Raw genomic sequence first — 14,065 nt, 5'->3', positions numbered from 1 at the left:
TGCTTGGTTCCGGGTTTCTTACTCATCTCCACTCCTTGGCGGTTACGATGAGCCAGAAACCCTCTCTTATCAAATCGACTTAAACTGTCCCATTGGTGCTGACGTCAGACAAATGGCAATGAATTGTGGATACTGCGGAACTGAAATCAAAGAGGGCTATACCGCTTGCTCAGCCTGCGGCGCTGTGTTGTGCCGCCCGCCACTGATGAGCATGGTAATCGGTTTATTCTTGTGGGTAATGGCCTTGGGTGCCTTCAGCCTGATCGGAATGTCAGTAAGGGACGCCATCGAACCTTACTCAACACTTATTGCCAATGTTTTTGGGATCATCGTCCTTTCGATCTTCCCGCTGGCAGCGCTTTGGTTTGTGGTGAAACGCTCTTTCCAGCGCCGCTGGTACAAGATGAGTGCTCTTCGCTAAGTTTCATCAGCGAGACAGCAAACTGGGCTGAAGGTGCAGGGTGTGCCTTCCGCAAAAGACCGCTAAACGACCTAACCCTAAATCTGGAGTCCCCTCAACAATGCTACGCAAAACATTCACATCTGGTCTCGCCTTGGTTCTCGGCATACTGGCACTGTCCGCATGCGCACAAACAGCGCAACCAAGCGATCCCATCAGCGGTCCATCCATCGAGCAACGGAAAGCGTTGCACAACGGCTCGGAAGTAACAGTCTGGTGGGACAGAGAGTTGAAGAACACTGCGTATATACGGCGAAAAGATGATCCCATCGTCTTCGATGGCCTAAACTATAACGAAATCATCCTGGATACGACGGGGTGCGAGACTACCGGAAGCTTAAGTTTCGATACTAGACCTCCAGAAGGTTACCGCGAAACCGGATACGGAATACGCTGCAACGAATAATCGACAGACTACCTTTCTGAAAGTGATCCAACCCATGGGCAATTGGACACTTCACTGGCTTGAGGCAGAGCAACCCTATCCGCTTGGAACGCTCTGATTCCCGGTGAGATAGTGGCCGCACACAGGACTGTGCGTTGTTGACAACAGGGACAGTAAACTGTCCCTGTTCGACTGACAGGTCAGAATGGGAACCGAAGGTCCAGAGGCGGGGGGCGCTCAACCTCTGGCGGGAGACCAACGTCTTTCTTGAGGTAGTCCGGCAAGTCTACGTGCCCACGCGGAGCAGGATGCTCGCCCAGGTGGCGCGGAACCAAAGTAACTGCCAGCCTCAGTAAAAGGTGACGCGACCGGTTCAAAGGGATGTAAAGGGATAGGTTTGGCATTGCACTCTCCATTAATGATGGAAAGCCGCCACATGAGGAAACACACGAAAAAGGCCGCTCATGGGGCGGCCTTCAGATCGGAAACCTGTCAGACCGCTTTAACGGGCTACTGCGCCTGCCGCGCGAAGCACTGAGGTCTGACGATTCAGCATATCTGATCCTCCTGAATCAGGGTTTCCGACTTTGGAAGGTACCAGACGAGTGTTATTGTCTCAACAACTTAGAGGCGTATCGGTCGAATTCCGCTGGATGGGCTGACCAGGCTAATAATCCTCATCTGGCCTGTCCGTACCTCGTTGAGCCCTGATAATCCCAAACACAGTCAGGATAAGCATGACGTGCACGGAGATGACAGTGACCAAGGGCACGACGCTCCTCATTCCATTCCACGGCAGAACGACAGTGACAATGGAAATGGCAAGAAGGACACCAGACACAAGGCCGAGGCAAAGATAAAGCCATACCACGTTCGTTCCCGGCTTCCGTCGCGTTTCTACTGCCTTGTTCATATGCCTACGTGTAGCGGCTTGAGATTATCCGTACTCGGGCGCGAGATCATCGGTATTTTCGGCTCAGTTTATTTGAGACCCAAAATCGCCACTGGCTCACAATAACTGCTACTGAGCGCAGATTATCTGAGACGGGCTAACGTCACTGAGACTGTGCATATCACATCGGGCTGGAGTTCCGAGAAATGCCTTTCGCATCGCCAGGCCAGAACTGGTAAGATGCGGGACTTTGCTGCCGTTCGTTGCTTCAACTCCAACGTCCGTTACGGTCGCATTCGATACAATTGTGAGCGTGCGAATAAGTCACTCGCTGGTATAGTGTTCATATGGATCAGCACATTTTTCTCGTTGGACCTGGTGGGGTCGGAAAGACTTCATCCGGACCTCATCTCGCAAAGCTCCTTGGCCGCGAGTTCATCGACTTGGATGAAAGATTCATGTCCGGACCTGGACACATTGGTAAGTACATAAACGACTATGGTTACGCCAAGTACGTGCGTGAAAACTCAAAACTGTTCTTTGAGAACATCTACCAGCGTGCCGAACCGTGTGTCGGGGCTCTTTCTTCGGGTTTTATGATTGCTGAGGTTGAAATCGAAACCGTCGAGAAAAACAGGTCTGCGGTGAAGAAGATTGGGCATTCAATACTGCTATTACCGAACGCGGACCCAGTCGAATGCGCAAATACTATTGTGTCTCGCCAGGTTCAACGCGGTCTCAATCTCAGTGAAGAAATCGAGCGTCCGAAGTTCTTGGAGCGTCTGCCTGTATATAGGTCACTCGCAGATCAAGTCACCGTCTTTCAAGGAACGCCTGAAGAAGTTGCAAATGCAATTTTTGCCCAAATGCGCGATGCAGACCGACCGACAGAGGACATCTGTTGAGCTTGCGGGCTTCTTTCCTATCGCCGACCACAATCGAACAATGACCACGGATCGAGATACGTGAATACGCCTGAAACAGTGACAACCGTTCTAGCCAAGCTGGCGGAACTGAGGATTGTAGCAGCTTTGTGCGGTGGCTGGGCAGAGGAAGCACTTGGCATAATCCCGCCCCGTCCACATAAGGACATCGACATAGTTGTTGAAGCCAATGATTTCTCAGCAATAGACCAAGCTCTAATTGATGGCGAACTTAAGAATGAAATCGCCGCGAAGCGCTTTGCTCATAAACGTGCGTTTGTATTCTCAGAAACCATGGTCGAAATGTACTTAGTACAGAACCGAGCTAATGGACTTGTGACGATGTTCTGGGGAGACACAGAATACGTGTGGCGTGATCCTTTGGTTGCGGTGGCTCAGTTGCATGGGACAAGTATTAGAACAGTCCACAGGAAAACCTTCTAAGATTTCGGCGTTCTCACAAAAGTCACGAACCATGGCGATGGAGTGACCCAAACTCCCTGCTGCCGCATCTCCAACCCTATTGATACCTGCTTAGTCGGCAAAAATCATCGGCTGTTTCGGTTTGGGTCTAAGCTATCTTATCGCTGATGTCATCAGAACTGCCGACATGATCCGCGTTTGATAGGTTAAGCTCTTGCAGGCTGTGTTAGCGTTCCTGAATCTGCGTCGATTTGCGTTTGGGCACCAATCAAGACCGAGCGCGCATCTGGATCGTGACCTATCGGAAGCCCGCCGAGGATCGAAACGCCAAACCCCTCAAGGTTTTGTCGCAGCAATCCGATTGCATCAATCGGCGGATTCGGAGGAGTGCCGCTGATGTGGCCGATTGCAACGCCTGCAATGCCGTCAAGATGACCCGCTCTCACTAACATGGTCAGGTCCCGCTCAAACTGACCGATTGCGATCCCGTCAGACTCGATCAAAAGGATTGCCCCGCGCAGGGAGGGTAGCGCCCACCCGGCGGCAGTAGCCAACATCGTAAGGCTGCCGCCGATAAGCGTGCCACTTGCTTTCCCCTCTGTTGTCAGCGCCCCGGATTCAATGGCGGGATCGGATTTGACCGTGATCGGTTCACTCTCCATCAAGACGGAGCGCAAGGAGCGTGCTGCAATATCACTGAGTTGGCCGTCGTTACTGCCGGTCAAAGCGCCATGGACGCTGAGGGTCGCGCTGTTTCGCCATAGGGCCATTTGAAGTGCGGTGATGTCACTGAATCCAATCAGCGGCTTCGGGAAGTCGGGCGCATATCCTGCTCACAGGCGGATACAGGTGACATCCGACCTTAAAGTGTCTTTCTGCCCGCAGCCGGAACAGACCTCAACCTGTTTATGTCGCTTGAACCCTCTAGTTAGCTACGGCCCTTGTTTCGCATCACAAAAATACAAGCCAGAGCGATAATTGAAATACCCAACAAATCGAGTGCGTCAGGCAGAATGTGCCAAACCAAAAAATCTAGCACAGCCGCGAACAGGATTGAGCAGTACATAAAAGGAGCAAGGTTGCGTAGTGTCCAGTATTAGAAAAACTTACCGGTAAAATATTGAAAACAAAGCGAGCTTACCGAGATACCAACAACAACCAACCAGGTCATGGAGTTGGCGAAACTGACATCGAGTACGTTGTAGCCATTGGCAAAATAGGCGATGGCGCAAACAGCCAAGGCGAGCACGGTTGAGAAAAGATAGAACCAGAACATGCACGACAGATTTGCTTCGTTTCTCACGTTTTTTTGCAGTATGAGCTGCGATGCTGCCAGCAATATCCCGGATGAAACCCCCGTGATCGTCGCCGGTGCAAACAGGGTCTCTACTTGAGGCCGTATCGCAATGATTGCACCAAAAAAACCAATCACAACTGCTATCAGAATTTTCTGGGCGGTCCGCTCGTTGTAAAAAAGAAATGCCAGGATAGGCACATACAAGGGCGCCATGTTAAACATTAAGGTTCCGAACAAAACATTGCTGTGCTTAACCGTGTAGAAAAATGCGGCCTGGTTCATGAGGAAAAGCAGGCCGCGAATTAAATGACTCAGAACATTGCTGCAACCGATTTCCTCACGAAACAGGCAAAAAACAGCGATCGCTACTACCGCCAACGGAACCAGGCAGCGGATAAGCAACAGGAACATGATGTCGTAATCCGACTTAGAAAACGCCCCAACTAGCGCCATACTCAGGCTCGCTGCCAGGGAGCACGTGACCGCAGCGCGCTTATTGAAAGCTCCGACCTCAGCAAAAGCAAACATAAATTGGTTCTCCGGTCTGGGTCAGTTATTACATTTCGTTTAAAGACCTATTGCTCTGTATGCCTCCGCCACTTGATTGATTGCCAACCGGTAGGCTGCCTTTCTCAGGTCCCCACCGCGTGCGGATTGCTCTGCTACAATCCGGCCGAGTGTGCGGCGCATAATTTCTTCCAGGCCAGAACGAACCATATCGAGTTCTGTTGGGCCGCTGAGATAGCTGGCGTCTTCATCCCACTGAAGTGATGCGCCAACTGTGCGTTCGATGGTCGACGTCAGAACACGGTGACCTTTCTCATGGTACCGTCGCTCAAGGAGACCGAATGGCATGTGTCCAAGGTTCTTCACCCATTCAAAGTAGCTGACAATCACACCACCCGCGTTGGCATAGAGATCCGGAATGACCTGGATGTTCCGCTCTTGCAAAATTTCCGCTGCATCAAATGTGCAAGGCCCGTTCGCGGCCTCGACAATGAGCCTTGCAGTCAAGCGTCGTGCAATGCCCGCATTGATCACGCCTTCCACAGCGGCCGGAATTAGGATGTCACAATCCACCGTAAGCGCGTTTGGAGGAGTGTCTGTGCAGGTTGCGCCTGAGAAATTGGCGATTGAGCCAGTGGCGTCACGATGCGAAATGAGGTCGCGAATGTTAATCCCGTTTGGATTTTTCACAACAACGTCGCGTTCGATGATCGATGTGATCTTGCAGCCATCTTCTTCGCTTAAGAACAGAGCAGCATGCGCTCCGACGTTCCCGAAACCTTGGATGGCGACGCTTTTATCGGTCAAACGCGCATCGCCAAAAATTGGATCGATCAAGGTTGGCGTGTCGAAGAAGGCATGAATGGCGTACTGGACGCCTCGGCCTGTGGCTTCAACACGCCCTTCGATACCGCCGCCACCTTGTGGTTTGCCCGTGACGCAGCCAAGCGCGTTGATGTCTTCTGGCCGCAACCTTTTATACTCATCTGCAATCCACATCATCGTGCGTTCGGTCGTACCGACGTCGGGAGCAGGGACGTTGTTTGCAGAGTCTAAAAACCTGTGACGGATCATTTCCTGGGCGAACCGTCGCGTGATTTTCTCAAGCTCAACTTCGGTCCATTCCCGCGGGTCAATACAAAGTGCGCCTTTTGAACCGCCATATGGCACGCCCACCAAAGCGCACTTGTATGTCATCAGCGCCGCAAGCGCCTCGACCTCCTCGATTGTGCAGTTTGGCGCGTACCTGATACCGCCCTTAGAAGGGCTTTGATGGCTAGAATGCGCCGACCGCCAGCCTGTGAAAGTGAACATTCTGTTGCGCAACCTTACGCCAAACCGGGTGGTGTAAGTGGCGTTGGCGACTTTGATTTTCTCGCCAACGCCTACGGGCAAGGACAGATCCTTGACGGCAAGATCATAGAAACCTTCGACGTCAGACAGAAACGAACCGCTCATTCCGCCGCTACCTTGGATGTTGTTCCTGAAGAACCGAAGCCACCACCGCCGGGCGTTTTCATGATAAAGATATCTCCAGATGCCATGTCACGCTGATCGTTTCCTTGAAGGTCTTCAAGCTTGCCATCCTTGCGGCGCACTTGGTTTTCTCCGGGTGCGCCGGCTGCTCCGCCATTCACACCGAAAGCTCTTGTTTGCCTGTGCGATGACAACACGGTCACGGTCATCGGAGACAGGAACTCAATCTCGCGAACGATGCCATCGCCGCCCCGATGTTGCCCGTCCCCACCAGAGCCCTCTCTAATCGAAAACGAGCGCACGTGAACCGGAAAGCGGGTCTCCAACACTTCCGGGTCAGTCATCCGCGTGTTTGTCATATGACTATGAACGGCTGAGCATCCCTCAAAGGTTGGCCCGGCACCGGTGCCGCCGCAGATGGTTTCATAGTTCTGAAGGTACTCATCGCCATAGACGAAGTTGTTCATGGTGCCTTGGCTTCCTGCGACGACACCTAGAGCGCCGTAGAGAGCGTCTGCGATGCTTTGGCTGACTTCCGTGTTTCCTGAAATCACGGCAGCGGGGTACTTGGGATTTATGAAGCTGCCCACGGGGGCGTTGATTTTGATCGGCTTCAAGCAGCCTTCATTCATGGGGATGTCTGTGCCAACGAGCGTGCGAAAAACATAAAGGACAACGGCATGGCAGATGGCCAAGGGCGCGTTGTAGTTCAAGCGATCTTGGGAACTTGTGCCCGTGAAATCTATGGTCGCGCTGCGTGTTGCCCGGTCGACTGAAATCGCAACCTCGATCTTGGCTCCGCTGTCCAGCGGATAGATAAAGCTGCTGTCTTCCAGTACATCAATAACCCGGCGGACGGACTCTTCAGCATTGTCCTGCACATGGTGCATGTAGGACTGGACGACATCGGCGCCGAACTGATCGACGGCCTTTTGCAGTTCGGTAGCACCAGTTGCGTTTGCAGCGATCTGTGCAGTCAGGTCGGCCATGTTGTGATCAATGTTACGGCAAGGATACGCACCGGAAGCCAGTAGCGCCCGAGCCTCGGCGTCCAAGAGACGGCCGCCAGAGACCAGCTTGAAATTCTTGATCAGGACACCTTCTTCATCGATATGACGACTGTCAGGCGGTGCTGAGCCGGGTGTTTTGCCACCTATGTCAGCGTGGTGCCCACGCGATGCGACAAGGAACTGAATTTCTTTTCCGCCGTCATCGAAGACTGGCGTGATGACCGTTACGTCCGGCAAATGAGTGCCGCCATTGAAAGGGTCGTTCATCATGAAGACGTCGCCAAGTTTGATTTGGCCCGCGTTTTCGCGAATGATCGATTTGACGCTTGCGCTCATTGAGCCTAGGTGCACGGGTACATGTGGCGCATTCGCAACCAGATCGCCTGATGCATCAAAGATCGCGCATGAGAAATCCAGCCGCTCGCGGATGTTGATCGAGGCTGCCGTCTTGGCAAGTGTCGCGCCCATTTGTTCGGCAATCGACATAAAAAGGTTGTTGAAGACCTCAAGCATGATGGGATCAACGGTCGTCCCAATCGCTTCTTGGCGCACAAGCGGCACTGCGCGACGTAACACAAGCGATCCACCGTCAATACATGTGGCCTCCCATCCATGTTCAACAACTGTTGTGCCGGTTGGTTCGTTGATTACGGCAGGGCCAGCCACAACGGTGCCAACACCCATCTTCGTGCGATCATGGGTTGGAACAGATTGCATGCTATGGTCCGCCCACATCAGGGTGGAGCCATGCTGACTGTTTTGGGTTTCGGCATTCGGCAGTTTCGCTGCTGCACCTGACGCGCCAACAGCCTCGACTGAGATCATTTCCGCGACAATATCGTCCGTTTCAGGGCGGAACCCGAACTCGGTCTCGTGGGAAGAACGGAACGCTTCAATCATGTCTTCCTTCGTCCCAAGTGCCACTGGCAAGGTGGTTTGCGAGGTCGACATCCGCAGGTAGACCTTTTCGCGAACAGAGATGTTGCAGCGGTCTACACCTTGTTGCAGCACCTCTTTTGTTGCGCCGGTGGTCAATTCGACAGAGGCCGCTGTGATCGCGGCGAGGTCGGAAACTGGTACAAGCAACTGTTGTTCGCGCATCGACACAATGTCGGCCAGCCCCATTCCAAGTGCGGAGAGAACGCCCGCAAAAGGATGCAAGTAAACCGACGTCATCCCAAGCGCATCCGCGACAAGGCAAGCATGTTGCCCACCCGCGCCGCCAAAGCAGTTCAACGTGTATCCCGTGACGTCATAACCACGTGCGACGCTGATCTCTTTGATGGCGTTCGCCATATTGTCGACGGCGATGCGAAGGAAACCTTCGGCAAGAGCCTCAACCGATAAGGGTTGTTCGCCAGTTTGTTCTGAAATTTCTTGCGCTAGTGCTTCAAACAGGCGGCGAGGGGCATCAATGTCAAGCGGCTCGTTGCTGTCTGGCCCAAAGACGTTCGGGAAATTCTCGGGCTGAAGCTTGCCAAGGACGGCGTTACAATCGGTAACCGTCAACGGTCCACCACGCCGATAACATGAAGGACCAGGGTCAGCGCCCGCACTTTCAGGACCAACCTGGAGCCGGCCATCGCGGAAAGACAGTATCGACCCGCCGCCAGCTGCAACCGTGTGAATGTTCATCATTGGCGCACGCATGCGAACACCAGCAACTTCGGTTTCAAAGCTGCGTTCATATTCACCGGCATAGTGGCAAACATCAGTCGATGTTCCACCCATGTCGAAACCAATGAGTTTGTCGAACCCATCCTGCGTGGCTGTACCAACCATGCCTACGACACCACCTGCGGGCCCTGACAGTATTGCATCGCGACCGTGAAAAAAATCAGCGTCGGTCAGGCCGCCATTCGATTGCATGAACATCAAGCGCTCAACCGCGTCAGAACCGAGAGCGCCGCGGACCTGATTTACGTATTTTTTGAGGATCGGCGTCAAATAGGCGTCCGCGACTGTCGTATCTCCGCGCGACACCAGTTTGATCAGTGGGCTTGCTTCGTGGCTAAGTGAGATCTGTTCGAACCCCTGTTGGGCTGCCATCTCGCCAAGCTTTTTTTCATGCTCCGGGTTCCGGTAGCTATGCAGCAGAGCTATGGCGACAGACCGGCATCCTTGGCCATAGGCATGAGAAATGGCCTCCCTCGCTTTTCGCAGATCTATGGCGTCGATGATATTCCCATCGGCATCTAACCGCTCATCAACTTCAACGACGTCAGAGTAGAGCAAATCAGGCAACTGAATGTTAAGTGCGAATAGGTCCGGACGGTTCTGATACCCGATTCGCAAGAGGTCTTTAAAGCCCCGTGTAATGAATAAAACAGTCCTCTCCCCCTTGCGCTCAAGGAGTGCATTTGTTGCGACGGTCGTTCCCATTTTGATCGCACGGATTGCGTTTTTGGGGATAGCTTCATCCTTTGAAAGACCCATGATTTCGCGAACGCCCTGCACCGCTGCATCGCTGTATGACTCTGGTTTTTCCGACAGAATCTTATGCGTCTTGAGGTCGCCGACAGGAGAACGCGCCACAATATCTGTGAACGTGCCACCACGATCAATCCAGAAATCCCACTTCGGATCAGTTTGCAGAGTCATTTGAATCTCCTATGAATAAATTTGTTGCTTTATGTGCAAAACGCTGACAATTTGTCAACGTAGTGAATTCGGGATTATGGCTCGGGTTCAGTTCAACAGAGGAGCTTAACAATGAAACACTTCATCTTGGCTGCTGGTCTTGCCGTTGGTCTGACCGGTGCCGCAGCCGCAGATACATGGGATATGCCGACCCCTTACGGTGACGCGACCTTCCACACTCAAAACATCTCTCAATTTGCGGCGGATGTCGCTGCGGCGACGGATGGGGCGCTGGACATCACGGTTCACTCCGGCGGCTCCCTGTTTCCCCATGGTGAAATCCGCAATGTTGTCCGGTCCGGGCAAGTTCCCATCGGTGAATTCTTCTTGTCGCGTCTGGTTAACGATGATGCCGCCTTCGGAATCGACAGCCAGCCCTTTGTGGCGACAAGCTACGAAGATGCGCAACTTCTTTGGGAAGCGCAACGCCCAGTCGTGACGGAACTCTTGGCAGAAGACGGTTTGATGCCACTATTCTCTGTACCGTGGCCCGCACAAGGACTTTATACCAACGGTGAGATTGAATCCGTCGAAGGGCTAGAGGGGCTGCGGTTCCGCGCTTACAATGCTGCATTGGAGGAGTTTGCGACACTTGCGGGTGCAGCGCCTGTTCAGGTTGAGGCACCAGACATTCCACAAGCTTTCGCAACCGGTCAGGTTGAAGCTATGGTGACATCGCCATCTACCGGTGCAAACTCCACTGCATGGGATTTCGTGACGCACTACACGCCGATCAACGCCTGGGTGCCGAAGAACATCGTCGTGGTGAACATGCGCGCCTTCCAGCGCTTGCCAGAAGAGGTTCAGACAGCCGTTCTGGAAGCTGCTGAAGCCGCCGAAGCGCGTGGCTGGGAAATGTCGGCCGCCGAGGCGGATGCAAAAACCGCTGTCATGGCGGAAAACGGTATGATCATTGTCGAGCCAAGCGACGCACTGACCGCAGGACTGCAAGAGATTGGCGCGCAGATGTTAACGAATTGGAAAGAGGACGCATCTGGGTCTGCACTTTCCATTCTGACGACCTATCAGCAGTAACATGTCGAGCAGGGACCATCCTCTAGGGTGGTTACCGCTTGCCAAAGAGAGCCTGGCGCTGGTCTTCTGCCGCCCAAGCGCCAAGCTTATTTTAGAGGGGCACATCATGCGAACGTCTTTAGACCGGATCTATCTTGCGGCGGGGTGGATATCGGCATTCACTATCCTGGCCATTGCCGTTTTGATCAGCGCACAGATCTTCTTGAATTTTGCGACGCGGGTGTTCGGCCTGCCTCTGCCGTCGACAATCCCATCATATGCAGACTTTTCAGGCTTTATGCTTGCAGCGGCAACCTTCCTTGCCATGCCTTATACGTTCCGCAGCGGTGGACACATCAAAGTCTCCCTCGTCACAGCGCGACTCCCGGCAAAGGCGCAACTTATCGCTGAGGTTATAGCGCTCATAGCAGCTACGTTCCTGACGGTTTTCGCAGTTTACTACATCTGGGTTCTTGTCGCCGAGAGCATCCATTTTGGCGATGTATCAAATGGGACGATTCCAATCCCTCTCTGGATTCCGCAATCTGCCATAGGCATCGGAATGACGCTTTTGTGCGTCGCGGTCATCCACAGTCTCATCGAAACACTTTTGCGCGGCGAGCCTGTGATTGCCGCATCCGAGGAGGCCTGAAATGTCCGATCCTGTCGTTGGTTTGATTCTGCTCGCGGTTCTGTTTGTCTTTCTGGCAGGGGGCCTTTGGATTGCTCTTTCGCTGTCGGCAGTCGCAGCCGTTGCACTTGCCTTCTTCTCGAACTCATCCGTTGGTTTGAACCTCGCGGTCACGTTCTGGGGGCACAGCCATTCTTGGTCACTCACCGCACTTCCGCTGTTTATCTTAATGGGGGAAATCCTGCTGAGGTCGCGACTCAGCAAGGACATGTTCAACGGTCTCGCCCCGTGGCTGGGCGGTCTTCCTGGGCGTCTGCTGCATGTGAATGTCCTTGGGTGTGCGATCTTCGCCGCTGTTTCAGGCTCATCGGCCGCCACCGCCGCGACCATCGGCAAGATGTCTATTCCTGAGCTCAAGTCCCGTGGCTACCCAGAAAGCCTGATCCTAGGGACGCTTGCAGGTTCTGCAACGCTTGGCCTCTTGATCCCTCCATCGATCATCCTGATCGTCTATGGCGTCGCCACAGAACAATCGATTGCGCGCCTATTTGTGGCTGGGTTGATCCCAGGTGCGATGCTCGTCGGATTGTTTAGCGCCTATGTCGCTATTCGTGCTTGGATGGATCCAAGCCTCATCCCGGCTGAAACGATCAAACTCAACCTGAAAGAAAAACTCTGGGAGGCCCGCGGTCTAATCCCTGTCGCCCTGCTGATCTCTGGCGTTATCGGCGCGATCTACACGGGGATCGCATCCCCGACCGATGCCGCTGCCCTTGGCGTCCTGTTGTCGATCCTTTTGGCGGTCCTTTCGGGTAGCTTCACCCGAAGTGATTTCATGGATGCGCTCCTGTCGGCGGCACGTACATCCTGCATGATCGCCTTCATTCTCCTCGGCGCCGCCTTCCTCGCCGTATCCATGGGGTTCACCGGCTTGCCGCGCAACCTCGCCGCTTGGATCGGAGAGATGGGCCTGTCACCTTACGTATTATTGGCTGTGCTGACGATCTTCTTCATCGTACTCGGACTCTTCCTAGATGGCATTTCGGTCGTTGTTCTTACGACGTCCATCATCATGCCGATGGTCCTCGCCGTTGGAATCGATCCCATCTGGTTCGGCATCTATCTGGTACTGGTCGTCGAAATGAGCCAAATTACACCGCCGGTCGGCTTCAACCTGTTTGTCATTCAGGGGCTCACAGGTATGGATATCTTGCGGATAGCAAAGGCGGCGTTGCCGTTCTTCTTCCTACTTCTCGTGGCCGTCGTTGTGATTACGATCTTCCCCGAGATCGTGACGTACCTGCCGGATGCAATGAGTCGCTGAATTCGCGTGTCGGGTAGCGTCACAAAGAGGATGCGGCCCGACTTGCTTGATCGTATTGGCCCGACAAGGCGCGTAGGCTAACCGCAATGCTGCTCAGCTCTTCGCCGGAAAGGTCCATGCGACCTAGCCCGTCGATAAGGCAGCGTTCCCGAACAGAACGATATTCATCACACAGGGAAGCCCCTTCTTTCGAAGTACGATAGAAGACTTCCTTTCCGCGCTTTTCGGACTCTATCAATCCCGCCCTGGAAAGCTTTCTCAGCGCATAGTTGACGGTGTGTGTATCATCGATGTTCAGCAAAAAGCAGATGTCGCTCAGACGTTTGTCGCGGCCGCGATGGTTCACGTTGTGGAGAACCAAGATTTCCAGATGGCTCATTTCTGTGTGTCCGGCTGCCGCCATACATTTGACCATCCATCGCGAGAATGCGTTGAAAGCGATGATCAGCCCGAACTCGAATTCTGATGCCTCCCATCCTTCACCATCCGCGAGGTGACGCGAGGAGACAATCTTGCGTTTTGCAGTTTTTTCCATGCGTTTTATCTGTAAGTTGCCGGTGTTACGACCATAACATGCGAAGATGTTAGTGCAACTAGAACATTATCTAGCGTCAAGTCGCCCAACTCTATGGACCGGCTAACTTGAAACAAATTTTGACACATTTAACGACTGGTTTGCGGCAGGTCGCGGTCATTCGTGCTATGTGCAGCATTGGTAGATTGGGCTCCTTCGTTGAATCAGAGGTAGTCGCGGAAATTTAGACCAGCGGCTAAGATGGATCGCATGACGAAAGTGACGATCCAAAATGAAGAAACGCAAGAACCATTTGCCGGAGTTCAAGGCCAAGGTTGCGCTTGAAGTGATCCGCGAGGAGATGACGCTGGCGGAACTGTCTAAGAAATATGGCGTTCACCCGACGCAGATCGGAACGTGGAAGCGGGCAGCGATAGAGAACATGGCGACGGCCTTTAGGGGTCTGTTCCGGCTGGGGGCAGAATGACACCTTAAGGCCGTTTAGCTAGGGCTGCGCTGTTTCCTTGATCAATCTGTAAGCTGTTGATCTTGCGATGCCGAGTTGTTTT

11 protein-coding genes and 1 pseudogene are annotated in these 14,065 nt (G+C 53.4%); 7 read left to right on the top strand and 5 right to left on the bottom strand.

What is annotated here, in order from left to right:
• From ABLN87_RS21330 to ABLN87_RS21320, 3 genes are all read left to right on the top strand, one after another.
• Nucleotides 1–421: hypothetical protein (locus tag ABLN87_RS21330; protein ID WP_353014066.1), on the top strand; the 421-nt coding region annotated here is incomplete at its 5' end.
• A gap of 1,663 nt (nucleotides 422–2,084) precedes the next feature.
• Nucleotides 2,085–2,642: a shikimate kinase gene (locus tag ABLN87_RS21325; RefSeq protein ID WP_353014064.1), complete on the top strand. Its 558-nt coding sequence runs from the start codon at nucleotides 2,085–2,087 to the stop codon at nucleotides 2,640–2,642.
• Nucleotides 2,643–2,702: 60 nt separating this feature from the next.
• Entirely contained in the window at nucleotides 2,703–3,104 is a 402-nt protein-coding gene (locus ABLN87_RS21320) for a nucleotidyltransferase domain-containing protein (protein WP_353014062.1), read from the top strand.
• Nucleotides 3,105–3,289: 185 nt separating this feature from the next.
• Here the strand turns inward: ABLN87_RS21320 and ABLN87_RS21315 are convergent, their stop codons facing one another.
• The 4 genes from ABLN87_RS21315 to ABLN87_RS21300 form a co-directional block, all read right to left on the bottom strand.
• Nucleotides 3,290–3,853 (bottom strand): hypothetical protein, encoded by a 564-nt coding sequence (locus ABLN87_RS21315; RefSeq protein ID WP_353014060.1) that lies wholly within the window; start codon nucleotides 3,851–3,853, stop codon nucleotides 3,290–3,292.
• 326 nt (nucleotides 3,854–4,179) lie between these two features.
• Complete coding sequence (locus tag ABLN87_RS21310) at nucleotides 4,180–4,908, bottom strand: EamA family transporter (protein ID WP_353014058.1); 729 nt, start codon at nucleotides 4,906–4,908, stop codon at nucleotides 4,180–4,182.
• A gap of 39 nt (nucleotides 4,909–4,947) precedes the next feature.
• On the bottom strand, nucleotides 4,948–6,345 hold the full coding sequence (locus ABLN87_RS21305; protein WP_353014057.1) for a Glu/Leu/Phe/Val family dehydrogenase: 1,398 nt from the start codon (nucleotides 6,343–6,345) through the stop codon (nucleotides 4,948–4,950).
• Nucleotides 6,342–9,974: a hydantoinase B/oxoprolinase family protein gene (locus tag ABLN87_RS21300; RefSeq protein ID WP_353014055.1), complete on the bottom strand. Its 3,633-nt coding sequence runs from the start codon at nucleotides 9,972–9,974 to the stop codon at nucleotides 6,342–6,344. Before ABLN87_RS21300 ends, ABLN87_RS21305 begins: the two co-directional genes overlap by 4 nt.
• A 111-nt stretch (nucleotides 9,975–10,085) precedes the next feature.
• Between ABLN87_RS21300 and ABLN87_RS21295 the strand changes: the two genes are divergently transcribed.
• From ABLN87_RS21295 to ABLN87_RS21285, 3 genes are read left to right on the top strand one after another with little or no spacing between them, the layout of a single operon-like run.
• The gene (locus tag ABLN87_RS21295) at nucleotides 10,086–11,048 is read left to right on the top strand and encodes a TRAP transporter substrate-binding protein (protein WP_353014053.1); all 963 of its coding nucleotides are present in this window, start codon (nucleotides 10,086–10,088) and stop codon (nucleotides 11,046–11,048) included.
• Between the two features lies 1 nt (nucleotide 11,049).
• Nucleotides 11,050–11,679, top strand: coding sequence for a TRAP transporter small permease (locus tag ABLN87_RS21290; protein WP_353014051.1), 630 nt, complete (start codon nucleotides 11,050–11,052; stop codon nucleotides 11,677–11,679).
• 1 nt (nucleotide 11,680) lies between these two features.
• On the top strand, nucleotides 11,681–12,982 hold the full coding sequence (locus ABLN87_RS21285) for a TRAP transporter large permease (RefSeq protein WP_353014049.1): 1,302 nt from the start codon (nucleotides 11,681–11,683) through the stop codon (nucleotides 12,980–12,982).
• 19 nt (nucleotides 12,983–13,001) lie between these two features.
• Here ABLN87_RS21285 and ABLN87_RS21280 read toward each other — a convergent pair whose 3' ends face one another.
• Nucleotides 13,002–13,517 (bottom strand): winged helix DNA-binding protein, encoded by a 516-nt coding sequence (locus tag ABLN87_RS21280; protein ID WP_353014047.1) that lies wholly within the window; start codon nucleotides 13,515–13,517, stop codon nucleotides 13,002–13,004.
• A gap of 271 nt (nucleotides 13,518–13,788) precedes the next feature.
• On the opposite strand from ABLN87_RS21280, the pseudogene ABLN87_RS21275 reads away from it, so the two are divergent.
• A pseudogene (locus ABLN87_RS21275) lies at nucleotides 13,789–13,959 on the top strand (transposase); the annotation flags it as partial.
• Nucleotides 13,960–14,065 lie beyond the last annotated feature (106 nt).

Origin of the sequence: Ruegeria sp. SCP10 (assembly GCF_040329495.1) — a bacterium.
GTDB lineage: Bacteria > Pseudomonadota > Alphaproteobacteria > Rhodobacterales > Rhodobacteraceae > Ruegeria.
Note: the sequence above shows the minus strand (reverse complement) of the source record. Positions and strands in the feature narration are given on the sequence as shown.

Bases quoted from the DNA above. Each gene is read 5' to 3' on its own strand.
- ABLN87_RS21285 (WP_353014049.1), top strand. From the start codon at position 11,681: ATGTCCGATCCTGTCGTTGGTTTGATTCTGCTCGCGGTTCTGTTTGTC.
- ABLN87_RS21295 (WP_353014053.1), top strand. From the start codon at position 10,086: ATGAAACACTTCATCTTGGCTGCTGGTCTTGCCGTTGGTCTGACCGGT.
- ABLN87_RS21310 (WP_353014058.1), bottom strand. From the start codon at position 4,908: ATGTTTGCTTTTGCTGAGGTCGGAGCTTTCAATAAGCGCGCTGCGGTC.
- ABLN87_RS21305 (WP_353014057.1), bottom strand. From the start codon at position 6,345: ATGAGCGGTTCGTTTCTGTCTGACGTCGAAGGTTTCTATGATCTTGCC.
- ABLN87_RS21290 (WP_353014051.1), top strand. From the start codon at position 11,050: ATGTCGAGCAGGGACCATCCTCTAGGGTGGTTACCGCTTGCCAAAGAG.
- ABLN87_RS21315 (WP_353014060.1), bottom strand. From the start codon at position 3,853: ATGGCCCTATGGCGAAACAGCGCGACCCTCAGCGTCCATGGCGCTTTG.
- ABLN87_RS21300 (WP_353014055.1), bottom strand. From the start codon at position 9,974: ATGACTCTGCAAACTGATCCGAAGTGGGATTTCTGGATTGATCGTGGT.
- ABLN87_RS21280 (WP_353014047.1), bottom strand. From the start codon at position 13,517: ATGGAAAAAACTGCAAAACGCAAGATTGTCTCCTCGCGTCACCTCGCG.
- ABLN87_RS21325 (WP_353014064.1), top strand. From the start codon at position 2,085: ATGGATCAGCACATTTTTCTCGTTGGACCTGGTGGGGTCGGAAAGACT.